The sequence below is a fragment of the Mucilaginibacter sp. OK098 genome (assembly GCF_900142915.1).
Taxonomy (GTDB): Bacteria; Bacteroidota; Bacteroidia; order Sphingobacteriales; family Sphingobacteriaceae; genus Mucilaginibacter.
In genome coordinates this window covers 227,760-250,918 of the sequence record NZ_FRCM01000009.1, presented here as the reverse complement: position 1 = coordinate 250,918, position 23,159 = coordinate 227,760, and the positions used below count along the sequence as shown (strand labels likewise).

General features: G+C 43.3%; 20 protein-coding genes. 7 read left to right on the top strand and 13 right to left on the bottom strand.

Annotated features, from left to right (window positions below; genetic code table 11):
* Positions 1 to 5 precede the first annotated feature (5 nt).
* The gene (locus BUE31_RS27020; protein ID WP_073406980.1) at positions 6 to 1,475 is read left to right on the top strand and encodes an MbnB/TglH/ChrH family RiPP precursor modification enzyme; all 1,470 of its coding nucleotides are present in this window, start codon (positions 6 to 8) and stop codon (positions 1,473 to 1,475) included.
* Positions 1,476 to 1,636: 161 nt separating this feature from the next.
* On the opposite strand, the gene BUE31_RS27015 is transcribed toward BUE31_RS27020, so the two are convergent.
* Positions 1,637 to 2,971 (bottom strand): FAD-dependent oxidoreductase, encoded by a 1,335-nt coding sequence (locus BUE31_RS27015; protein ID WP_073406979.1) that lies wholly within the window; start codon positions 2,969 to 2,971, stop codon positions 1,637 to 1,639.
* A 92-nt stretch (positions 2,972 to 3,063) separates the two neighbouring features.
* Between BUE31_RS27015 and BUE31_RS27010 the strand changes: the two genes are divergently transcribed.
* The 3 genes from BUE31_RS27010 to BUE31_RS27000 all read left to right on the top strand — a co-directional run bounded on the left by BUE31_RS27010 (position 3,064) and on the right by BUE31_RS27000 (position 7,402).
* Positions 3,064 to 3,588 (top strand): YfiT family bacillithiol transferase, encoded by a 525-nt coding sequence (locus tag BUE31_RS27010; protein ID WP_073406978.1) that lies wholly within the window; start codon positions 3,064 to 3,066, stop codon positions 3,586 to 3,588.
* A 283-nt stretch (positions 3,589 to 3,871) separates the two neighbouring features.
* Positions 3,872 to 4,564, top strand: coding sequence for a flavin reductase family protein (locus BUE31_RS27005; protein WP_073406977.1), 693 nt, complete (start codon positions 3,872 to 3,874; stop codon positions 4,562 to 4,564).
* A gap of 258 nt (positions 4,565 to 4,822) precedes the next feature.
* Positions 4,823 to 7,402, top strand: coding sequence for a ligase-associated DNA damage response DEXH box helicase (locus BUE31_RS27000; RefSeq protein ID WP_073407064.1), 2,580 nt, complete (start codon positions 4,823 to 4,825; stop codon positions 7,400 to 7,402).
* 83 nt (positions 7,403 to 7,485) lie between these two features.
* Here the strand turns inward: BUE31_RS27000 and BUE31_RS26995 are convergent, their stop codons facing one another.
* The 5 genes from BUE31_RS26995 to BUE31_RS26985 form a co-directional block, all read right to left on the bottom strand.
* Positions 7,486 to 8,343, bottom strand: coding sequence for a CPBP family intramembrane glutamic endopeptidase (locus BUE31_RS26995; RefSeq protein ID WP_073406976.1), 858 nt, complete (start codon positions 8,341 to 8,343; stop codon positions 7,486 to 7,488).
* 135 nt (positions 8,344 to 8,478) lie between these two features.
* Positions 8,479 to 8,664, bottom strand: coding sequence for a hypothetical protein (locus BUE31_RS30845; RefSeq protein ID WP_143167277.1), 186 nt, complete (start codon positions 8,662 to 8,664; stop codon positions 8,479 to 8,481).
* Positions 8,665 to 8,672: 8 nt separating this feature from the next.
* Positions 8,673 to 8,849, bottom strand: a complete 177-nt coding sequence (locus tag BUE31_RS31195) for a hypothetical protein (protein WP_159440750.1) — start codon at positions 8,847 to 8,849, stop codon at positions 8,673 to 8,675.
* Positions 8,850 to 9,001: 152 nt separating this feature from the next.
* Entirely contained in the window at positions 9,002 to 10,234 is a 1,233-nt protein-coding gene (locus BUE31_RS26990) for a DUF3999 family protein (protein WP_073406975.1), read from the bottom strand.
* The gene (locus BUE31_RS26985; protein ID WP_073406974.1) at positions 10,212 to 12,578 is read right to left on the bottom strand and encodes a DUF2339 domain-containing protein; all 2,367 of its coding nucleotides are present in this window, start codon (positions 12,576 to 12,578) and stop codon (positions 10,212 to 10,214) included. Before BUE31_RS26985 ends, BUE31_RS26990 begins: the two co-directional genes overlap by 23 nt.
* 130 nt (positions 12,579 to 12,708) lie before the next feature.
* Between BUE31_RS26985 and BUE31_RS26980 the strand changes: the two genes are divergently transcribed.
* Positions 12,709 to 15,087, top strand: a complete 2,379-nt coding sequence (locus BUE31_RS26980) for an alpha-L-rhamnosidase-related protein (RefSeq protein WP_073406973.1) — start codon at positions 12,709 to 12,711, stop codon at positions 15,085 to 15,087.
* A 183-nt stretch (positions 15,088 to 15,270) separates the two neighbouring features.
* Here the strand turns inward: BUE31_RS26980 and BUE31_RS26975 are convergent, their stop codons facing one another.
* The 5 genes from BUE31_RS26975 to BUE31_RS26955 all read right to left on the bottom strand — a co-directional run bounded on the left by BUE31_RS26975 (position 15,271) and on the right by BUE31_RS26955 (position 19,459).
* A complete protein-coding gene (locus BUE31_RS26975) occupies positions 15,271 to 15,933 on the bottom strand; it encodes a hypothetical protein (protein WP_073406972.1) in 663 nt (220 codons plus the stop codon).
* An 83-nt stretch (positions 15,934 to 16,016) separates the two neighbouring features.
* Positions 16,017 to 16,478, bottom strand: a complete 462-nt coding sequence (locus BUE31_RS26970) for a MaoC family dehydratase (protein WP_073407063.1) — start codon at positions 16,476 to 16,478, stop codon at positions 16,017 to 16,019.
* A 238-nt stretch (positions 16,479 to 16,716) separates the two neighbouring features.
* Positions 16,717 to 17,790, bottom strand: a complete 1,074-nt coding sequence (locus BUE31_RS26965) for an acyltransferase (RefSeq protein ID WP_073406971.1) — start codon at positions 17,788 to 17,790, stop codon at positions 16,717 to 16,719.
* Positions 17,791 to 17,902: 112 nt separating this feature from the next.
* Entirely contained in the window at positions 17,903 to 18,484 is a 582-nt protein-coding gene (locus BUE31_RS26960) for a TetR/AcrR family transcriptional regulator (protein WP_073406970.1), read from the bottom strand.
* A gap of 225 nt (positions 18,485 to 18,709) precedes the next feature.
* Positions 18,710 to 19,459 (bottom strand): SDR family NAD(P)-dependent oxidoreductase, encoded by a 750-nt coding sequence (locus tag BUE31_RS26955; RefSeq protein ID WP_073406969.1) that lies wholly within the window; start codon positions 19,457 to 19,459, stop codon positions 18,710 to 18,712.
* A gap of 277 nt (positions 19,460 to 19,736) precedes the next feature.
* Between BUE31_RS26955 and BUE31_RS26950 the strand changes: the two genes are divergently transcribed.
* Positions 19,737 to 19,952 (top strand): hypothetical protein, encoded by a 216-nt coding sequence (locus BUE31_RS26950; protein WP_073406968.1) that lies wholly within the window; start codon positions 19,737 to 19,739, stop codon positions 19,950 to 19,952.
* Complete coding sequence (locus BUE31_RS26945; protein WP_073406967.1) at positions 19,953 to 20,549, top strand: hypothetical protein; 597 nt, start codon at positions 19,953 to 19,955, stop codon at positions 20,547 to 20,549.
* Here BUE31_RS26945 and BUE31_RS26940 read toward each other — a convergent pair.
* Positions 20,541 to 20,750 (bottom strand): hypothetical protein, encoded by a 210-nt coding sequence (locus BUE31_RS26940; RefSeq protein ID WP_073406966.1) that lies wholly within the window; start codon positions 20,748 to 20,750, stop codon positions 20,541 to 20,543. The genes BUE31_RS26945 and BUE31_RS26940 overlap by 9 nt on opposite strands.
* Before the next feature lie 38 nt (positions 20,751 to 20,788).
* Entirely contained in the window at positions 20,789 to 22,765 is a 1,977-nt protein-coding gene (locus BUE31_RS26935; RefSeq protein ID WP_073406965.1) for an alkaline phosphatase family protein, read from the bottom strand.
* Positions 22,766 to 23,159: the final 394 nt, after the last annotated feature.

The window sequence follows — 23,159 nt, the reverse complement described above, 5'->3', positions numbered from 1 at the left end:
TTGCTTTGAACAACCTGGATGAACTCGGCGTTGGATTGATCTACTTCCAGGGGTTTGAAGATTTTCTTGCATTGCACTCGTCATTAATAGATGTTGTTGAGATTGAGCCACAAACATTCTGGTATGATAAAAATGATGAGTGCAATGCATTTAAGTACAACCCCGAAGTAACAGATTTCTTAAGGTCATATGATCGGCCTAAGCTGTTTCATGGGGTAGGGTATCCTATTGGCGGAACATTTTTGCCTCCGCCGGAACATTTTAATACCCTGCGCCAACAAGCAGCCGAACTGAACCCAAAATGGGTTAGTGAACACCTGAGCTTTAATTTTTTTAAAGAGGACTGCCGCGATGTAAATGCAGGATTTCTGCTTCCGCCCATACAATCAGCAGAAGGCATTAAAACCGCTGTTGCCAATATTCAGAATTACCGGGCGCAAATGAACCGGCCCTTTGCTTTTGAAACCGGTGTTAATTACCTGCAACCCCGCAGAAACGAAATCCCTGATGGTTTATTTGTAAACCGGATTGCCGAAGCGGCCGATTGTCATATCCTGCTCGATCTTCACAATATTCTTACCAACCAGAGAAATGGCAGGCAAAGCGTAAAAGAGTTTTTAGAATACCTGGATTACGAACGCGTTATTGAACTGCATGTAGCCAGCGGCATCTATTATAAAGACTATTACCTTGATGCACACAGCGGCGCATCAGACGATGAACTGATGGGAATACTTGAATACGTGGTTGGCAAGCTGCCAAACCTGAAGGCGCTGATGTTTGAAATTACCCCCGATTACTTTATGAAGGTTCCCGAAGCAGAGATAAGAGGTCAACTGGTGAAAATGCGGAGGATCTGGGATAAAAAGGGAAGTCATTATAAAAGCTGGAGGGTTCCGCTTAGAAGCAGGGACCATGTTTTTGACGACAGTATCCCAGTAAAAGAATGGGAGCATACGGTTGGCAATCTTATTTTGGGCAAAAACCCTGAAACCCCATTGGCTGATGAACTGCTTAAGGATAAAGGGATAGCTATAGTTAAAGACCTTGTTTTCAATTTCCGCGGATCGCTACTGATCTCTATGTTAAAGCTTACCACCCGCTTATTAAGACTTTCTGTTGGCGAGGAGATCTTTAATATTTATATAAACGATTTTTTCAATAATGCCTTTCCCGAATTGCTGCCGGTTGTTTTGGCTGAGCAGTTTTCAGCCTATATCATCGCAAATGATTTTAATGTTCCTTACCTGGAAAAGATAATGGAATATGAGCTGGCATCAATCCATACAGCAATTGATCAGCAAAACCGGAATGTAGTATTTGATTTTGACCCCGCACCAGTAATTGCTGCTTTAGAAAAAGCCCAGCTTCCTGCGGAGCAATTAACTGATAAAAAAATAGCGCTACAGGTTGTATTTGAGCAGCAAGGGCTGCAAAGCGAGTTGCCGGAGTTTGTGCCGGTAGTGCATAATTAAACCACTTGTCATTGCGATCCGCTGGCTAGCGGAGGGCAATCGCGTACTTTACAGAGCGAATAGAAAAGTGTAGAACTTGTATGGCCGCTTAGCATGCGTGCGGTTGCCACGCTGCGCTCGCAATACCATAATGAGATAGACTTCACAAATCTTTGATAAAATTAATTCACCAATCTCCCTGCTAAATCCACCGTCCTGGCAAAAGGATTTAAAAAACGGTTTGCCAGTACAGCAAATTCCACACGCGAAATGGGGCGGTTAATATCAAAATCTGTTTTGAATTTATATTGCGTTTTCCATGCTTTTTGCATGCTCCTAATCAATAACTGCGGTTCAGTAAGGGTATAATCGCTGATGAATGATATAGCGTTGCCTACGGTAAATTTTTCGCCCGGTTTTTCTTTATTGAACCATAAAAAGGCGCGGGTGTAGATCTCCGTTAAAACAGGCTTTACTTCGGCGGTGGTAACGGCTGAATCGGGCATAAAAACAAAAGCTGCATTTTGCTGCCTGCCCCGCAACATACCCGTCGCACAAACCTGCTGTACTGGCCGCCAAGCAGCATCATTTTGACTGACATCGGTAAAAGGTAACAGGTATCCTTTAAAGTCCAAAAGTTCGCCTTGTATTATTCTTACGTTTAAATGTTTGGTAGTGGTTTTAAAAAAGGCGCAAAAGGCGGCCACGGTGCCAACGCCCTGCCCCAACTGAAGCTGCAGGGGTAAATACTGGATGTTTTTATCGCCGGAAAGTACCTTTTCTGTAACCAATATATTATCCGCATCCTTTACCAATACCGCATTTACAGGGATGCAAAATGCGGGATATTGCGGATAATTATTTTTCGGTGCAGTGGCATCATTATACAACTGCCCGGGTAAGGCTTCACCTGTGGCAATTGATGTCCGGTATAGTTTTGTGCTGCTGTTATCTGTATGATTGTCAAAACTCTCATAAAACTTAGCCCCTGCTTTTGTGGCAACGGTCCCGGCTTCGGTGGCATCAATAACCACCCTTGCTTTAACTGTAATTATTTTCCTGTTTTGTGTTAAGCTTACTTCCCAGCGGTCGCCATCCTTTTTAATGGCACTGAACAGGGCGCTTTGGTACACGGTGAGGTTTTTTACGGTATCGGTAATTTTTTTTAGGATGGCTGTTCCTGCGCCTGGCTCAAATTTTAAGATAGCATTTTGCGAGGTATCATACCCGGCGGTCTTGCTGTAAAGCTCCTGTACATGTTTGCGGAATTCCCCCCAAATGCCTGACCGGATATTGTTCCCGGCATCCAGAACAAGCTTCTGGCCTTCAATTGTGCCGCCGCCAACCTTAAAGCCATCATCAGCCAGTACCGTTTTTACTTTACTGCGGCCGCACTGAATAGCTGCGGCAATCCCGCTGGCACTGCTGCCAACAACCAGTACATCGGTTTTAATGGTTTGTGCATAAAGAAAAGAGCTGTTGAAAAGGAGTAATAAAATGATGAGCCGTTTTATCATAGGGGTGTAAATAACTTGTACAAAACGCTAAATTAGGGCAAAACCTTGTTGAAGATTAAAAATATACCTAATTTAAATTTTTTTTAAGACCAATGACAGACGAAGAAATAAAATACCCGATCGGGAAATTCAGGGCCCCGGTATCTTACACAGCTGAAGACCTCCGTAAGTGGACCACTACCATTAAAGAATTTCCGGGAAGATTGCGCCAGGCAATCATCAACCTGAATGAAAAACAGCTTGATACCCAATACCGTACCGGCGGATGGAGTTTACGGCAGGTAGTTCACCATGTTGCCGACAGCCACATGAACTGTTTAATGCGTTTTAAATGGGCATTAACCGAAGAAAACCCTGTAATAAAACCATACGAAGAAGGCGATTGGGCCCTGCTGCCAGACTATCGCCTGCCGGTTGAACCATCCCTGAAATTACTTGAAGGCTTGCACCTGCACTGGGTTGCATTGCTTGAAAGCTTCACCGAAGATGAATGGACGCGTACTTTTTTACACCCCGCATCAGGCGAAACCATGCAATTAAAAAAGGCACTTGCTTTATATGCATGGCACAGCAAGCACCATTTGGCGCATGTAACGGAAACGATAAAGAAGCTTTAAGGAAATAGCAGCAAGCCATAGGAAACATAAGAGCCTTAATGTTATGCACTGGCGTTACTATCGAGCGCAGATTTTACTCACCCGGTCAACGCTTCGCTGGACCTGCCCTCTCTTCCGCAAGCGGTAAAGAGGGCCGAAGAAGTTCCTGGATTTAATTACATAATCACAAACTATAAAAAATATAAAACTTTCACATTAAACAAACTGCGCAAGAAACAGGTTCTCCACCCTATTCAAGACAGGTAGTTTTGTTGTATTAAATCACAACATTAATTATTCTATCATGCATATCACAAGCGAACCTTCGATTTTATATTTCGGTACCCCGGTAGTTCTTATCGGCACAAAAAATGAAAACGGCACTGATAACCTGGCACCCATGTCGTCCATCTTCTGGTTGGGATGGCGTTGTGTAATTGGCTTGGCTGCGGCCTCCAAAACAACGCAAAACCTGATGCGTAACAGGCAATGCGTTTTAAATTTACCATCGGTAAATGAGGTAAGGGCTGTAAACCTGCTAGCCAAAACAACCGGCTCAAACCCTGTTCCTGATGGGAAGCTATTAAAAGGATACCGGCACGAAGAAGATAAGTTTTTTATAGCCGGATTAACCAAACAGGATGCAGAAACAGTAAACGCACCCCGGGTAAAAGAGTGCCCGGTGCAAATGGAAGCCGTTGTTGAGGCGGTGCACGGTCTAGCCGAAGGCGACCCCGACCAGCGCGGTAAAATAGTAACTTTTGAACTGCGCATTCAAAAAGTTTATTTGGAGGAATCTATCCTGATGGATGGCCAAAGCAACCGGGTTGATCCGGATAAATGGAAGCCGTTAATTATGAGCTTTCAGCAGTTTTATAGCCTGAGCGATAAGGTTCATACATCAACTCTTGGCGAGATCCCGGAACGTTTGTATAATACACTGGATAGGGAACGGGCGATAAAAAGTTATGAATTGAGCGAGGAATTGGCAAGCTGATATTTTTGTCCTTTTGACTAAAAAATAACACCATTGTCATTGCGAGGTACGAAGCAATCGCGAACGTTACAGAGCGAACAGGAAGGTGTAGAACTTGCACTGGCGGTTGTGTACGGCGTGCGGTTGCCCTCCGCTAGCCAGCGGATCGCAATGACAATTTTATTTATGCTTTGCATTTTGCTTTCGGATTTTATGAGATTTTATTTAATTTTTATCTCCGCATATAACTTATTGCAATTTCCATTGTATATTATTGGCATGATTACAAAGGGGCAGCAAGTCATCAGGGATTGGTACCAGGAAAAAAACTGGGAACAGTTCGCTTTTCAGCGCGAAATGGAATCAGCTTATTTGGATGGCTTTTCCGGCTTACTGAATGCGCCTACCGGCAGCGGTAAAACTTTTGCACTGTTCCTGCCTTTTTTGGCTGATTTTATCAATAAACACCCCGATTCCTATACCTCCCAAACCAATAATGGCTTATTAATGCTTTGGATAACCCCGTTGCGGGCCTTAACCAACGATATTAAAAAAGCCATGCAGGAAGTCTGCGATGAGCTTGAACTGCCCTGGCGCATAATGACCCGCACCGGCGATACCTCTGCCGCTGATAAGGCTTCCCTGAAAAGAAAGCTCCCCGAAGTTTTGCTCACCACGCCCGAAAGCCTGCACCTGATGCTGGCCCAAAAGGAATACCCCAAACTGTTCAGCAGCCTGCAGGTAGTAGTAATTGACGAATGGCATGAGCTGTTGGGAACTAAGCGGGGAGTGCAGGTGGAGTTAGGCCTTTCTAAATTGAAAGTTTTGGGGGACGAAAAAATCTCAAATCTCACGTCTCAAATCTCAAATCTCAAAATATGGGGTATCAGCGCAACCATCGGCAATCTCGAGCAGGCTGCGGAGGTGCTTTTGGGCAATGATTTTCCGCCGGATAAGGTTAAAATGGTGCGCGCCAATCTTAATAAAAAGCTGCTGATAAAGTCGATCATCCCTGATAATATTGAGAACTACTCATGGGCGGGACATATTGGCTTAAAGCTGCTGCCTCAGGTGATGGAAATAGTGGCCCGAAGCAAAACCACGCTGATATTCACCAATACCCGTTCGCAATCAGAGATCTGGTATCATGCTATTTTAGATAACTACCCGGAGTATGCCGGCATAATGGCCATGCACCATGGCTCGCTGGATAATGAGCTACGCAACTGGGTTGAACAGGCCCTGCATGCCGAAGCGTTAAAGGTGGTAGTATGCACATCAAGCTTAGACTTAGGTGTTGATTTTCGCCCGGTTGATACAGTTGTGCAGGTTGGCAGCCCCAAAGGTGTTGCCCGGTTTATGCAGCGGGCCGGCCGGAGCGGGCATGCGCCGGGTGAGGTTTCGAGAGCTTATTTTGTACCAACCCACTCGTTGGAATTGCTGGAGGGAGCGGCATTAAAACAAGGCATAAAGGCGGGCATTTTTGAAAGCCGCGACCCAATGCTGCTCACCATGGATGTGCTGATCCAATACATGGTAACGCTGGCCGTATCTGACGGTTTCCGTGCTGATGAATTGTTTAAAGAGGTAAAAAGCACCTACGCCTTTGCCGACCTTACCCGAAATGAGTTTAACGAGCTTTTAGATTTTATTACCAGCGGCGGCAAAACCCTTGCCCAATACGATGAATTTTTAAAGGTTGAGGTTGAGAACGGCCTGTTTAAGGTGAACAACCGCCGGGTAGCCATGCGGCACAGGCTAAGCATTGGCACCATTACCAGCGAATTAAGTATTAGGGTTAAGTGGCTCAGCGGGGGCAGTTTGGGTACTATTGAAGAATCCTTTATTTCAAAACTAAAACCGGGGAACACTTTTTGGTTTGCCGGGCGCAGTTTGGAGTTTGTACGCATAAAGGAGATGTCGGCCTATGTAAAAAAATCAAATGCAAAAAAGGGTATGATCCCCAGCTGGAATGGCGGGCGCATGCCTTTATCGTCACAACTATCTGCGGTGTTTAGAGACAAACTTGATGAGGTTGCCCATGGCATTGAAAAGGATGAAGAAGTAATTGCGTTAAAGCCTTTGTTCGATCTGCAGGCACAGCTGTCGCACCTGCCGCAGAGCCATGAGTTTTTGATAGAATCGTTTAAATCCCGCGAGGGGCATCACCTTTTATTTTATCCTTTTGAAGGGCGGCTGGTGCATGAAGGCATGGCCTCCCTGCTAGCTTATCGCATCAGCAAAATAAAACCCGCCAGCTTTTCCATTGCCATGAATGATTATGGATTTGAGCTGTTAACCGATGAGGAGATCCCTATTGAGCAGGCTTTGGAAGATGCTTCATTTTTTTCGATAGATAATCTGCTGGATGATATTCAACACAGTTTAAATGCCAATGAAATGGCCCGGAGAAGATTCAGGGATATTGCCCATATCGGCGGACTGGTGTTTACCGGTTATCCAGGTCAGCAGGTAAAAAACAAACACTTGCAGGCTTCAACCTCATTGCTGTTTGATGTATTCAGCGAGTACGAGCCGGATAACCTGCTGGTAAGGCAGGCTTATAATGAAGCGCTGGCATTTCAGCTGGAAGAATTCAGGTTGCGGATGGCCCTGCAGCGAATCATCAAACAAAATATCATCTTAAAAACCATTGAGCGCCCTACGCCTTTCGCTTTCCCAATTATGGTTGACAGCTTGGGCCGCGAAAAATTAATCACCGAAACACTGGAAGAGCGGATAGCCAAAATGGCAAGGCAATATGGTGCAGATGAGGTGTGGGAGAAGTCAGAAGAGTCCGAAAGCCGGAAAAGTCCGAAAGTCCGGAAGTTGGGGGTTACACGGAAGAGGGGGTTTTAATAAAAGATGGAGCTGTGGCTTTTCTGATTAATATCCTTCCGAACCTAACAAAGTAAAAGAGATCTGCGAAGACAGAAAATAATCTACATAATGGGCTTGGGAATAATTAAAGCTTTTTTATGAACGATAATGCAGGTTACAATAAACATAAGCAACGAGGCCACGAATGCGATCTGGTAATAAGGCAAACCCAAAAGGCCTAAAAAATCCCTATAATGGCCCGGCAAAAATAAAAGCGCCATTGCGGTAACATTAATTGTCGCATGAATGATCATTCCGGGAATAACAGATTGAGTTTTGTAATAGATCCAACCTAAAAACAAACCATAAAAAAATGCCGGGATAGCTTGCCAAGGATTAAAGTGTACTACACTAAAAAATATTGCCGAAATCAGGATTGCTTTGTAGGGTGGATAGTTTTTTAATAGCCCCTTCAAAATAATTCCGCGGCATATTATCTCTTCCAGGATTGGAGCCGCGATAACAGCCGTGACAATAGAAAATATATCTTTTGTAAAAGTTCTCTCAAAAAACTTCCGGACAGATTCGGGCATTGGTATCCAGGCGGCGGACTGTGCTAAAGGAATAATCATGGCTAATGCGCCAATAATAATTACAGGAACAAGCCATCCTTGTATTTTATTAAAATTAATGCTTAAAGGATAACCTTGCGGCTTTTTGCTCTTCCGGACAGCATAATTTATAGTAAGTAAAAGAGGGATGATATACGACACTAATTTTATTAGTGACTTTAATATTGGTAAATTATTAGGCAGGTTAATATCAATTATAACAATGGGTATTGCAACAATAAGGGAATTTAAAAGTAAAATGAAAAACAATACTAAAGTGGCTTTTATGTTGGGATATGCAACTTCCTGGTCTGCTTTATCACTTTCTAAGGCGACGGACAGATTGTCTTCAGGTCCATTTAGGTTCATAGACCAATAATACGACAATATTAAACGAAAGTCAAAATAGGATGTAATTCAAATTGTCGCCAAAAGCCATGGCTCAATCGTTAACCATCTGATTAGATTTATTGAAAGCTCGAAGAATGAAAACTTTCGTCTTCTTCACGATTTAGGCGACTTTACGATAATAATGATCAGCCATATTATAGCAATTACCTGTACCATAATCATACTGCCCGTTATTAACAGACCGCCGGGCCAGTGCATTACTTTAAAAGCTACACCTATCATAAAGCCGGCAAGGCTCAGTATAAAAAGTATAACGGGGTACCTGAAATTGAAAAACATGAAAGGTTTTATTTAACGTCTTTTTGTCTTCTGCTTTTTATCGTCCTGTAAAATAAAAACCCAAACAATGCGCCTAACAGCAGGCCGCTCCAGGTTTCGGTCTTTGGGTCGTAGTTAAACACAATTACCGTCATCAATACTATTGCAATTATGCCTATTAACAGGTATAAATAAACTTTTCTCATTATGACTCCTTTTAATTCAATTCCGTTGCGAAAATAATTGAAAAACATGGTGATTTAGTATTCCAATTGCTTTAAGGGCATCAGATGTAACTAGATTGCGAATAAAGTACTAAAGAAAGGACATCGAAAACAAAAAAGCTAAACAGTGGGGCCTATTCAGCATTGTTCTTTTTATTTACCTCCTTGGTCATTTTTAATGTAAGCAAAGTGAGCAAAACTAAAGCAATTACTATCGCTATCCATACAACAATAGTATAATCATGTCGGGGTGCTTTTATCCCGGGCGTTTCAAATACTATGTTTTTTGTAACCTGATCATGGGTAACTTCGGGAATATAATTATGAATACTATCGGCAAAAAATTTCAAATCATATACAGGCGCAACTGCATTCTTGTCTCCTGTTAAAATTTTATAGGATTGCCCTGATTCCAGGTACGCAGTAATAAATTGATCTGCTTGTGATGCAGTTACCCCTTCAATATCAAGCGGTAAATTATCGCCATTCTCAATTTGTAGTTCAAGCCTATTTGTTTTTGCAGTTATTAAAAGAACTCCTTTTTTGCCGGAGTTTAACTCGGCATTTGTAATCAGATGTTTGCCTTGTTTGTCAATTTGATAAACTGAAACATCTCTTTTATAATATTTAGGGCCAGAAATATTTAGATCCAGTTGATTTACCAGGTAGTTATCATTTAATTGAATATTGATATAAGTAACCTTATTAGTATCCTTTTTTACAAATTTCGTGTTAGGGATAGGGAAATACCGGTTTGCGACCGATTGCTCAGTATAAATACCCGCCTGTAAAAATTTAACCGGGGCCTTATTTTTATCGTTCACTAATAATTTTAGATAATGATAATTACTTGCCGGGAACGATATGGATTGCAGATAGCTTCCATTGTTATCCAAAACAGCTTCCTGTAATGGAATGTCTTCTTCAATAGCAAACCAGCGCTGTAAATCATCGCTACCGGATAAATTTACTGTACGCTTTACAGCGGTGCTTTTAAGCTTTAACCAAAGCTTGTTTACCGGCGCTGTTTCTTTGCTTTCAATTATAAAAGTTGTACCTGTATCTGTTTGAGTTTTAATAGTTACTTCCGGAAAAACAATAAACTTTTCGTTATCTGTTCGTGGTAAATTATCAGCGGTGATATAAGGAACAAAATGACCCTTTTGATCCATCAACCTTATATCGGTTAAGCCCTCATTGCTTTTTGCAACGAAATCCGGCTGGAGGCTTATTTTATAAAATCCGCCAGAATCTACCTTATACAATGGCGCCTGGTACTTAAAAGTTTTTTGAGCTGATGCACAAAAAACCACCGCGCAGAACGCTGTCAGTAAAAATCCTGCTTTATTCTTTTGGCTTTGCCTCATCGTCAACAATTATTTTTTTAACCTTTTGATACATGAATGAAATTATAAGCAGCAAGATCCCCAAACAAAAGAAAGCTGCTATTTTGCCCGCAACGGGGATATTATTAATATCGAACATGAAGAGTTTGATAAGTGTAATTAAAAACAGGCTTAATGAAATAATACGCAGTGTGCGTTGTTTGTTACGCATACCCATCCACATTAATATAAATGATAATATGCCCCACAATACGGGCAGCCCGGTTTTTATATATACCGTTTGGATAAGATCAATCGAGTTAGCCCGCGAGTAAAACAGCAGCTCGCTAATTAAGCATATTTCCAGGCTTAAAAAAAGAACAATGGCTGATGAAATTATCCAGCTTGCCGAATTCTTCATGTCCTCGTCAAGGCGCTCCTGGCATAAACGGATAAACGGATAAAAAATCAAGCCGATAAATATGGCGCTTACCGCGTGCGCAGCAAAATGCGATACCGCGATCTTTTTGTTTTCCAGCATGTCCCGTACTACATCAAAAAAAACAGGGCTAAGTGCCAGGTAAATAACTATAGTAAATGCCATTAAATACATACCCAATTGTCCGTTAAACCGGGCATTGTTTACTTTGGCCGATATCACATTAAACACATATACAAAAACAGGAACATACACCATAAGGTATAAAATATTCGTGCCTGTATGCGGATAGTAGAATTCAAATTGGTGGTTTAGTTCCAGCAGGCCACTTGCAAACAGCAACACTATAGCCACAACCCGGTACAAATCTTTAGCTATTGCAATGCCATAAATTTGCGGCAACAGGTCTTTTTTTACTAAAACATATAGCAGGTATGTGCTTGTTGCAGCAAATAGTGTGGTAATAAATCCTTTATTTACCAGGATAGCTATATGCAGATCAGCATTGCTATAAACAGCCACCAGATCCATAAACAGGCTGATAAACATAGCCATCCAGATCAGCAGTGATGTAAGTTTCATTAGCTTGATGTCTGATTTTAAATATAACCAGTAAAGCAATACAGTTTCTGATGCCCAGAATAAGGTGATGTTATTGCCATGCAACTGAATAGGCGCTGTAAGTGAAATAAACGTAAGGGTAATACCAATAAGCAAATAGAGAATATTAGGATCAACTTTTCGGTTCCGAAACAGGATATAAGAAAGGACCAAATTTAAAGCGCCAAGGCCTGCACTGAACAAACCGCGGTATTGTTCCTGGTGCATTACAGTTAACAGGTAAAGTCCGGCGGCAAAATATAAAGCTGTATTGGTTAGCAGGATGGTAAAATCTACAGCGAGGAATTTTTTGTTCTCCCGCACATTATTAATGATATTGATTGTGAAGAACAGCAGGTAAAAAACAGTAGCAAACCTAAAGCCAATAACATAGGTTGGTGCTGTTAAAGTAAATAATACGGTTGCAAAAACCAATACTGACAATGCGAATGCCGAAATATTTAAAATACGCCAGGCTTTATAATAGGCAATTATTAACAAGCCTATATTTAAAATTAGCAGGTATATAAAAAGCCCGTTATAATTATTAGTGCCATTGCTCACCATAAACGGACTTGCAAAACCGCCTATCAGGGCAATCACTGCCAGCTCCTGTTTATCATATAGCAGGGACAGGATCACCGCGAAAATGGTTATAACAATAAGGATGATAAGCGCTGTAGTTTGGTTAAACAAATGAAACTCCTGGTAGGCAAGGGTAATGGTAAAATAAAATATGGCCAGTCCGCCGCCTACCAGTACCGAACTGAATGCTTTGTAACTATTACGCATGCGGTGGGCAAAGCCGATCAAGATTCCGCCGCAAACAACCCCTATGCCTACACGCCCAACCGGGCCAACCCAGTCATTATCAATTGCGTATTTAACAAAAAAACCAATGGCCAGTACCAGTATGGCAATACCAATTTTATTTACAAGGTTTTCGCCAATAAACTTTTCAAGATCGGGGTAGCGTTCAAAAAACGAAAGGCTGGGTTCTTCCGGTTCCGTTACAGGTTGTTCCCGGGTTCTTACCGGCCTCCTTATGGCTGCCATACTATCGGCAATTGCCTCTTTTTGCCGTTCAATAACAGGCTCGGGCTTAATTTCTAATGGCTTTGGCGGTTCAGGGAGTTTAACTTCAACAGGCGGTTTAACGGACTCTTGAACAATGCTAATCTCTTTCGGTTTTTCGGCTGCTTTAGCTTCCTGTTCTCTTCTCTTCAGCAAATTTTGTAACTCCATTATCCGGAGTTCAAGATCATTGAACTTTTGGTTAAGGCTGGTTTTATTGCTTACGATGATAATAACAATTACTAATAATAATATTACATTTAATATGTCCATGGTGTTAGGTTGCTGAAATAAAGATAGAAGATTTGGCCTGATCCAGGTAATTTATTCAAAAGATATACAGACAGTAAAGGACAGTTATCATGCAAACTCATATAACTTAGTCTTTTATAAACCAATTATAATGAGATCATTTTTTACTGCCGCCTTGGTTATTTGCAGCTCGCTGCTTATAAAACCCGGCTTTGCCCAGGTTACAGATCAAACCATTTTAACAAAACAATGGAATGCTTACTGGATAGACGCTAAAAATGAGACGGGCAGGGATTATGGCGTATTTTATTTCAGGAAGAGTATTGACCTGGCTGCCAAACCTGCATCATTTATAGTAAATGTATCGGCAGATAACCGGTATAAGTTATATGTTAACGGTACGTTGGTTTCCGTTGGCCCCGCCCGTGGCGATACCTATTACTGGAACTATGAAAAAATTGACTTGGCGCCATATTTAATTGCAGGTAAAAACACGGTTTCAGCCGTTGTATGGAACGAGGCTGAATTACGCCCCGAGGCGCAGATCTCCCTCCGCACGGCATTTATATTACAGGGTAGCACCGTCAATGAAGAAGTGCTGAATACCAATAGCACCTGGAAATGCATCCGCGATAAAGGTTATCAGCCGGTTACCGGTGGTATTGGTTATCCAACTTATTACGTTGCCGGTCCCGGTGAAATGGTTGACCAAAGCAAAACTATTAAAGGCTGCATGGCTCCCGGTTTTGACGACAGCGCCTGGCCAAATGCCGGAATGATGGACCATGGCAAACCCAAAGGCATAGCTGACGCGTTTGGCTGGATGCTTGTGCCATCATCACTGCCGCAAATGGAGCGCACCTATCAGCGCATCCCGGTTTTACGTAAAGCTGATGGTGTTAGTGTGCCTGCATCATTCCCGGCAACAAAAACCGCTGTTACCATTCCTGCCAATACAACGGCTACCATACTGCTTGATCAAACCTATTTAACCAATGCGTATTTAACGCTTAACTTCAGCAAGGGGAAAGATGCCGGCATCTCCCTTACTTATGCCGAGGCCATGTTTGATAATTTAAAAAAGTATCGCTCCCGAAAAGGCAACCGTAATGATGTTGAAGATAAGGATTTTGCAGGCAGAAAGGACAGCCTAACAGCCGACGGCAGCGATGGCCAAACATTTACTACACTTTACTGGCGCACTTACCGCTATATCCGTTTAATAGTGCAAACCAAAGATGAACCACTGGTAATTGATGATATTTACGGAACGTCAACGGGCTACCCCTTTCAGCTAAATGCGAAATTAAAAACGGATGATCCCGAAATGCAGAAAATGCTGGAGATTGGCTGGCGCACCGCACGCATGGATGCTATTGAAACTTATATGGATTGCCCATATTATGAACAGCTGCAATACATTGGCGACGGGCGCATCCAGATGATGGTATCCTACTACAACAGTGGCGACGACAGGCTGGCCCGCAATGCCATTAACCTGATGGACCACTCGCGCATTGCAGAGGGGCTAACGCTGAGCAGGCACCCATCCTATAGTCCGCAAGTAATTTCTACCTTCTCGTTATGGTATATTGGCGTGCTGCACGATTACTGGATGTACCGGCCCGACAGCAATTTTGTAAAAGAAAAACTACAGGGTGCTCGCACCGTGCTTGATTTTTTCAGCAAGTATCAGCAAGCCGACGGTTCATTAAAAAACACACCTTACTGGACGTTTGTCGACTGGGCATCAAGCTGGGGCTATGGCATGCCGCCAAAGGGAACAAAAGGCGGATCGTCAATACTCGACCTGCAATTGCTGATCGCCTACCAGCAGGCGGCGGAGATAGAAGCAAAAATGGGGACGCCCTCTTTCGCCGGTTTGTACAGGGCTAAAGCTGCGCAGCTCAAACAAACCATCCAAAACAAATATTGGGACCCGGTTAAAAAGCTGTATGCTGATACCGAAGACAAAAACATTTTTTCACAGCATGCAAACTCACTGGCCATACTAACCGGGTTGATAAAGGGCCCTGATGCTACTGCGCTCAGCAAAAAGATGTTGGCTGATACCACTTTAACCCAATGCACCATCTACTTTAAATATTATATGCACCAGGCTTTGGTAAAAGGTGGCTTAGGGAACGATTATATGAAATGGCTTGATGTATGGCGCAATAATATAAAAATGGGCCTTACCACCTGGGCCGAGATCAGTGATTTGCCCAACAGCCGCTCTGATTGCCATGCCTGGGGCGCCAGCCCTAACATTGAATTTTTTAGAACGATTTTAGGTATTGACAGCTATGCCCCCGGATTTGCCAAAATAAAAATCGAACCCCATTTAGGCGAGCTGAAAACAGCAAGCGGCGAGATCCCGCATCCTAACGGAGCGGTCGCGGTTGAGTATGCCCTGGATAAATCTATATGGAAAATTAAGATCATGCTGCCGCAAAAGACCACAGGAGTGCTTGTTTGGAAAGGGAAGACCTATCCAATAAAAGCCGGAGAGAATTTGTTTAAGATCTGATGAGATTATTAAGTCAATAGACTCAAGTCGAAAGTCTTGAGTCAAATTGACTTAGAACTCAAGACTTTTGACGCAAGACTAAGCATCAATTCATGACTGACATGATCTAACTATTAAAATGATACAGAAAAACAACTTCGCCTGTATAGGCCGGTTTTTTCTTTAAGGGGAACAGACTTACTTCTACTTTACAGTATAATCAATAAGTGTTTCCTTTTCATACGGCTGGAAGCTAAGCTGGGTGATCTTTTCTATCAAACCTATGCCTTTTGCAAGATAAAAATCATAAGTACCTTTTGATTTGAATCCGCCGCCGGCATCCTGCTCAAAACTAACCTGTGTATGAATTACATTAACAAAGGTTTTACCATTTACTGTTACCGGAATGTTTTTTTCCTTAATTGTATTTACAGTGTGTGTAGGGTAGCCAAAAAGTATACCATCATCAGTAGGTGTGGTCGTCCAGCTATAGCCAACGGGGTAGCTGTCGTTCCCTAATATCAATTCTATAGCTAATGAGGTAGGATAGTTTGATGTGCGCACTGCATAAGTGTGATTGTCGGCATAAAAATAGTTTGTAGTAATGCCGTTCACCGGAGAATCATTTTGCTGTGTGTAATAATTTTTGCTATTAATAGCTAAGGTTCCTCCAACCATTTTGGTGGTTTCGATGCTAGTTCCATACGATGGTACGGCATCGTTATATGTCCATGTATTACCTGGGGCAACCGGTAAATAGCTGTTGGCGTTTGTTGAATCAGCAGCGGGCTTAGGCTCGTTCTTTTTTGATGAACAACCGCTTGCAAATAATGCTGCTGTAACAATTGCGAGCAGGTATGTTTTCATAATTTTCTTATTCCGTAGTTCAATGCGATAAGATAGTAATTAATAACTACAATATTCAATTATTGTCTGGAATTGCCTTTTAATCAGGCATTAAAATGATACAGAAAAACAACCGCGCCAGTATAGGCCGGTTTTTTCTCACCGTCAATTTCCATGGTAACACCAATGGTAGCTTTGGTAATGCCCCTTAAGTTAACTATGGCAACAAGCGTTGCTATCAGCCTTACATGGCTGTCCACCTTTACCGGCTGGGCAAACTTTATATTTTCAATGCTGTAGTTGATCTGCATTTTAAGGTTTTGCACATCGGCAATCTGGTGCCAGAAGTATGGCAGCAGCGATACAGTTAAATAGCCATGCGCTATGGTCGCTCCAAACGGACCTTCATTTTTTGCGCGTTCCGGGTCAGTGTGAATCCACTGGTGATCAATAGTGGCCTCGGCAAATTTATTGATTTGGTCCTGGGTTATGGTATGCCAGCCAGAAGTACCAATCTCGTTTCCAAGATGCGTTTCAAATTCGGCGTGGTTTCTTATAATTATCATGTAAGTAATGTTTGTTGGTGATTGATGCAATTGGTTTGTAAAAATAGCAAACTGGCTGAAATTGCGAAATTTCAGTTTACAGTTTTTTGCAGACTTACGAAGTTTTGAAAACCTCGTAAGTCTTAACGCTTTCATTTTTTGAACCCTGACTAAAGGATTAAAGAATGTCCATGATGGACATGGTGTAAGTCGCCAAGCATCCCCCCTAATCCATTTAATCCATTAATCCCGGCTCAGATTACCCGATAAGCCATTTACTCTTCGGAAGAAAAGATAAGATTTTAACAATGATGAATGTAATGATTAAAGCGCATACCCCCATCACCGGAATTTTAACGGCAGCACTGGCAATGCGGTTATCCAGTAAGGAATGGACTCCATTTAAAACAAGAATATGGGCCAGGTAAATGCCATAACTTTTTGCGGAAATATCACTCACCAGCCTCATAATGGCCGAATCAGGGTTTTTTATTTTAATATTTTTGGCCATCAGGAACGCCCCGGTGGTCATCATTGCGATGTTAATGGTTTCAAAACTCCAGGTAAGCACAAGCTTGCTTACCACCTTTTCGGTAGGCAGGCGATATAAAAACCCATAGGTTGTTATTGCGTAGCCAACCACTATAAGGGCAATGCCGGCAACGTAATTCCATCGCCGGGGCTCCATATGGAAACGTTTAATATAAACGGCCAGTACCACATAGCCTAAAAAGCCCGAAAAGTAATACAGCATTGGCGTATGGTTCCAAAAGGTTTCGCCCCAAATTTCGGGAATTACTAAATGGATATAGGGAATAGTAAGCGAAACGGCCCACAATGCCAGGTAAAACTCCATGCTTTTACGGCTGGCCGTTTGGATCCATGGCGAAAGGATGGGCGCAAACAGGTAAATACCCAGCAGCATATAAACAAACCAAAGGTGACCTACCTGCGCTCCGAAATTTATCGGAATATTAATAATATGGAGAAGGGTGGTATTTAAACTGTCGTAACCCCTTAAATAAAGATAGAGGGCATAAAATATACACCAAAAAACAAAGGGAATCAAGACACGGCTGAATCGCTTTTTAAAAAAGGCCGGCACATCATTTATCGGGAAAAGAAAGATCCCCGAGATCATTACAAACAACGGAACCGAGATGATACAGATTGGATTATACCAGCCAACCCAATAAGCATCAACTATATTTGAAACAGTACCGTCGGTACGGATATAATAAAACTCGCCGGCATGTGCCTGGATCACCATATAACAGGCAATTACTCTTAATATATCAAGGCCGTAATTACGCTTTGTTACAATTGTGGTCATGCTGATTTATATCGTGGTTAGGCAAGTTACGTTTTTTTTGAAAAGATCAGAAAAAAGAGAAACAAGGTTTAGGGCTTCGTAATCTGCAGTTGGCAACCTGCGTTCAACAGGCCTAATCAAGTGTGGCTAGTGCCAGTTTAATGATATCGTCAAACACCGATTTATCTGTAATTGACTTTGCAGTTACGCGGATGCCTTTCACCGTATTAAACGTAAACCGGGCCAGGGCCCTTGCATCCTGCTTGTTGGCTATCTCACCACTCTCCTGCCCTTTTTTGATCACCAGGTAAAGGGCATCTTCCATGTGTTGGTCACTTTCGCATACCATCTTGCTAACTTCCGGGTCGTGCGGGCCAATTTCAACTTCGGCATTTACCATAAAACAGCCTTTATGCTTTTGGTCGTCCAGTAATTCACCAGCAATCAATTCCAATAGCTTTTTTATAGTTTCCCTGGCCGATCCGGCAGTGTCGGTAATAGCACAAACTTTAGCAGAACCCGCGGCCTGGTAGCTTTCCAATGCTTTGATAAACAGGGCGTGCTTGTCGCCATAGGTATCATACAGGCTTGAACGACTGATGCCGAGGCCATCCACCAGGTCCTGCATGGAGGTGCCGTTATATCCTTTGTGCCAAAAAATAGCTATCGCTTTGTTCAGCACCTCATTTTCATCAAAATCTTTCGTTCTTGCCATAACAGGAATAGCCTTGCTTGTAATTTAAGCAAAGCTATTCAATTTTAATAAGAAGCAAGAGGTCAAGAGTCAAGAATCAAGAGATCAGGAATTAAGAAAAATGAGTATCCGCCTGCTTAACGCTACAAATGGGCATTTTTCTATTTTTTATCTTGACTCCTGACCTCTTGATTCCTGACTCTTTCTATCTTGATTCTTGTCTCTTACAATCTTGCCTCTCTCTTCTTACCTCACTCCGCCACCGGCCAGCAAAGTTTCGCCTGTTAACCAGCGCGAATCTTCAGATGCCAGGAATACGGCAACCAGTGCAATATCTTCCGGCTGACCTATCCGGCCAAGCGGTGCTGTGCGTTCTGTTTCAGTTTGGAAATCACTGCCGATAAACCCTGCAGTGTGCGTGCCTTCGGTTTCAACCATGCCGGGGTTGATAGAATTCACCCTGATCTTCTTAGGCCCAAGCTCTTTTGATAATACATGGGTAATGGCATCAACCGCCCCCTTTGTTGCTGTGTAAATGGAACTGCCAATCGGGGCTATGCTGCTCACAACAGAACCTATGTTGATAACGCTGCCGCCATTTTCATTAAAGCTTTTCAATGCGCCCTGTGTTGTAAGCAGCAGGCCAAGTACGTTGGTATCAAACTGGCTGTGAAAATCTTCTTCGGTAATTTGGTCTATTGCGCCAAATTTGTAAACGCCGGCATTATTCACAAGGATGTCTACCGCGCCATAGGCTTTAGTGGTTTCCTCAAATAAACGGGTCACATCGGCTGTTTTTGAAACATTGGCCTGCACGGCAATTGCTTTACCACCATTGCTGACGATCTCTGCCACTACCTTATCTGCGCCATCTTTTGCAGAGGAATAATTTACTACTACTGATGCGCCTTCGGCTGCCAGGCTTTTGGCTATGCCAGCCCCAATCCCTTTTGATGCTCCTGTTATAACCGCTACTTTGTTTGCTAACTTTTTCATGTTTTGATGATTAATTTTCTATATTTGGAATAATCGTTCCGCAAATGTAATTCATTATTGGAACGAACGTTCCTGTTTGTTGAAATATTAGGCGGGGATGACAAAAGGGGGGAAGGATAAGAGAAAGATTGCTGAACAAGGTGCCATGCTTTTGATTGTGCAGGTTGCTCCAGGACTATTAGAAGGAGGGTTGTTAAGATAAAATGGTTGTTGTTAAGAATGCCCGCGCTGAAATCTATCTTTATTTTTATTATTTTTGAGTATTAATTTCAATAAAATGGAGCAGGAAATTCCTTTAGAGTTAATGTTAAAGAAGGGTAAAATGATCCAAAAACCCTGGCTGATGTCACCGGCTGAACGCACTAAATGGCTAAGCGGCATGAAACAAGAGGCGAAGGCGTACCTTTTTTCAATCGGTCAGCCACTGGTTTATAAGAAAGATGGGCATTACATTGCCGAATATGCAGATGGAAGCACCAAGATGTTAAAATAAATGTCGACGCTTTATATTATTGCCGGTCCACCGGGGATAGGCAAAAGTACCAGTGGCGACGAATTTATTAATCCAGACCTCGACATCCTGAATGAAGATGAAATGCGCTTTAGGTATAAGGCGAAAGGATATGCAGATTATAACGAGTATTCTATCCATCGCGTAAGAGATACAATACGCCGGATGCTGATCAGGAATGAGGATTTTGCGCTTGAATTAAATCTTGGATATTCTCATCAATACGAGTATATCCTTTCAACGAAAAAATTCCGGGCTGAAAATAAACTTCATATAGTACTTTTTTTTACAGACGATATAGACCTTTGTTTAACCCGGGCCAAAGAGCGGCACGAAAGTGGCCGGCATCTTGTTAAACCTCAAATTATCCGGGAGATGTATGCCAACACGCTCCCGTTATTAAAAAACAATTTCGATGCTGTAGACGAATTGGTTTTGTTAGATGCAAATAATGAATTGGGACTGACCTTAATAGCCAATTACGAAAAAGAAACCCAACAACTTATGGTTCATAATGAGGAAGCAAACTGGTTCAATAATGACCTGAAACCATTTATCGAAAGCCTGATCTCAATGTAAATTCCCTTTAGCCTCTTTCTCCCACAACTTAATGGCTTTTTTTTCTGCAGCCAGCGCCTTCAATTTATCCCCCCCCAGCCTGTACCAATCTGCCATGTTGTGGTATTGCTCTGCCATTGTACCGGCCGGATAATAAGGCGGCGACTGGTCGATCTTAACCTGGTAACACGCTGCACCTAATAGGTAGATCTCTTTCGGCATAGTTAGCTTGCGCAATCAGGTCCCAAAAACGCCTGCCTTTACCTTCCCTCCATCGCCTTCTTCACATATGCTGTTAATTCATTAACCGTATTTAAGGAAGCTAATCCGTCAACAGCCAGTTTATGTTCATCGCTGCCTGGCTCAGCGCCGCTGATGTGGCGGCCAAGCATGGCCAGCAGGCATTTTTGCAGATCGTTAAGCGGCATGTCGGCATCGGTATTTGTGCAGCTGAGTGGGTTAAGTGGTACCTGGGCCTGGTTTATGGGGCTGTTTGCAAGCACGCCCGAAAAATCAGGGGCTTGTACAGCGCGGGCGCCCATTACGCCGCCGCCTACATCAATGCCCTGCCAGCCAAGGATAGTGCGTACAAAAGAAGTATGGTCGAACGGAATGCCCGCATCCGGCGAACGGAATACGGTGCCTGCAGCTACCCGCGGCGAGATTAGCAGTGTTGGGATGCGTACCCCCAGCCGGTTAAATGTAAAACCCGACCAATCGGTCATTTCATCAGGCGCAAGGGTGGGGCCAGGCGGCACATGGTCTAAAGTGCCGCCATGTTCATCAAATGTTACAATAAACAGGGTGGTATCCCAGTTTTTGTAGGTGCTCAGCTTGTTGTAAACTTCGGCAAGCAGCTGCTCGGCCGGGCAAACGTTATAAGGCGGGTGATAATCGCTGGCAGAAACAAGCGTTTTGCCCAGCACCACCTCCGGGTAAAATACAGGCTCCAGGTAACAAAATGCGGGCAAAGTATCCTGGTTATCTATGGTGTCGAAAAATGTTTTCAGCCGGTGAAAATTGCCAGGCTGTTCGATCATCAGGTCCCTCACCTGCGGAAAGATCTCTGCCGTAATGGGGATAGGTTCCAGCGCATGCTGGTGCCAGTAAATTCCCCAATCATCATTGCCGCAATTGCTTAACACATGGAAGATAGACCGCATGCTGGGCTGGATGGTATCCAACGGGTTGGTTCCGTATTTTTTATAGTTATCTACAAACCCGTTTGAAGTGCCGGCAATGGAAAAAGCCCTGTTTGCAAACGTTTGGGAAGGCACGGAACAAAACCAGGCGTCGCTCACTGAATAGCTGGTGGCCAGGGTGCTTAATACCGGTAGATGGGCCGGCGTGTAAAACTGCATGATCTGCGCCGGACCGCCATTATGGGGTTGCGCGGCGTAGTTTGCCAGGAAACCACCCATATTGGGGATTGCGCCTTCCGGCGGGGTGGAGTACGGGTTATCCCCGGTAGGCGCAATGTTAAAAACCTGCTGGTTCACATCGTACCACGGCTCCCCGGGATCGGGATTTGGAACTTCCCACTCACCGGCCGGAACGGGGTTTACCACCAGCGTGGTATCCCCGTCAGTATTGCTGAACGAGGGCGGCAGACCGTCATACGCCGGAGCGCTGCATGCGGGATAAACATGGGCCGGGTTTGATGTGGCGTAGATTCCCCCTAATAAATTATCCAGCGAACGGTTCTCCATCATCAGCATCACTACGTTGGTTATTCCCGGCAAAAACGGGGTTGGAGGGGCTTCGGCAACAAAATTATTGGCTACCACGGCGTAATTTACATTAACCGGCGAATGAGCCCCCGCATTATTGATATGATCGCGGCCCATGGGGCTGCTATTACCCTCCGAAGCGTAAAAATAGGAAACACCATAAGCAGGCAAAGCCAACGACGAGCTCGCACTTGCCGGGGCCACACTTAAATCAACTTTATTGCCTAAGAACAGGATGCTTTTGTTTGCAAACTTCATGGTAATTTCGGCCTGCGTATTGTTTTCTGCAGCACCGGTTAACCACACCATGGTAGCCTCCGCCGATTCGATAATGCCGCCGGTTAATACAAAACTCAGTGTTTCGCCGGCAGGGATCTGTACCCCGTTTTGGATGCTTGTACCGGCCGGGACCACGTCACTGAAACTGCCTTCAGCCGTTAGGCTTTGTAAAGTAAGCGCATATTGATTATTGGTATTGCTGATAGAAATTTTGCATTGATGCGCCATGTGATAAAAGGTTACAGGTTATTTATTTGTTGCCGGGAAACGGTACATTCGGTATTTGTTTGCCCGCCGGGTTTGGTGTTTATAAAAATAATGTTTTATTTTTTATAATGCAATTTTGAAAGTGTGAGGCGGGATGAAGGGGGTAGAGAGAGATTGGATTATATTCCGGCAAAGCGTTCCATTTTTACAAACGGAACACCTGGCACAAAGTATAACATGCTAACTATCAGCGTGTTTAACTTTTCACCAATGGTTAAACAAATGTAAGCTACTGATAATCAAGCGCTATAAAATTGATGTTTTCGGGTTTGTGCGCTAGCTGTTGCCCGGCAGCGTTGCGCCGGAAGGGAAGTGTCGGATTATCAGGCTTTATCTATTTAAACCTATAGCCGTA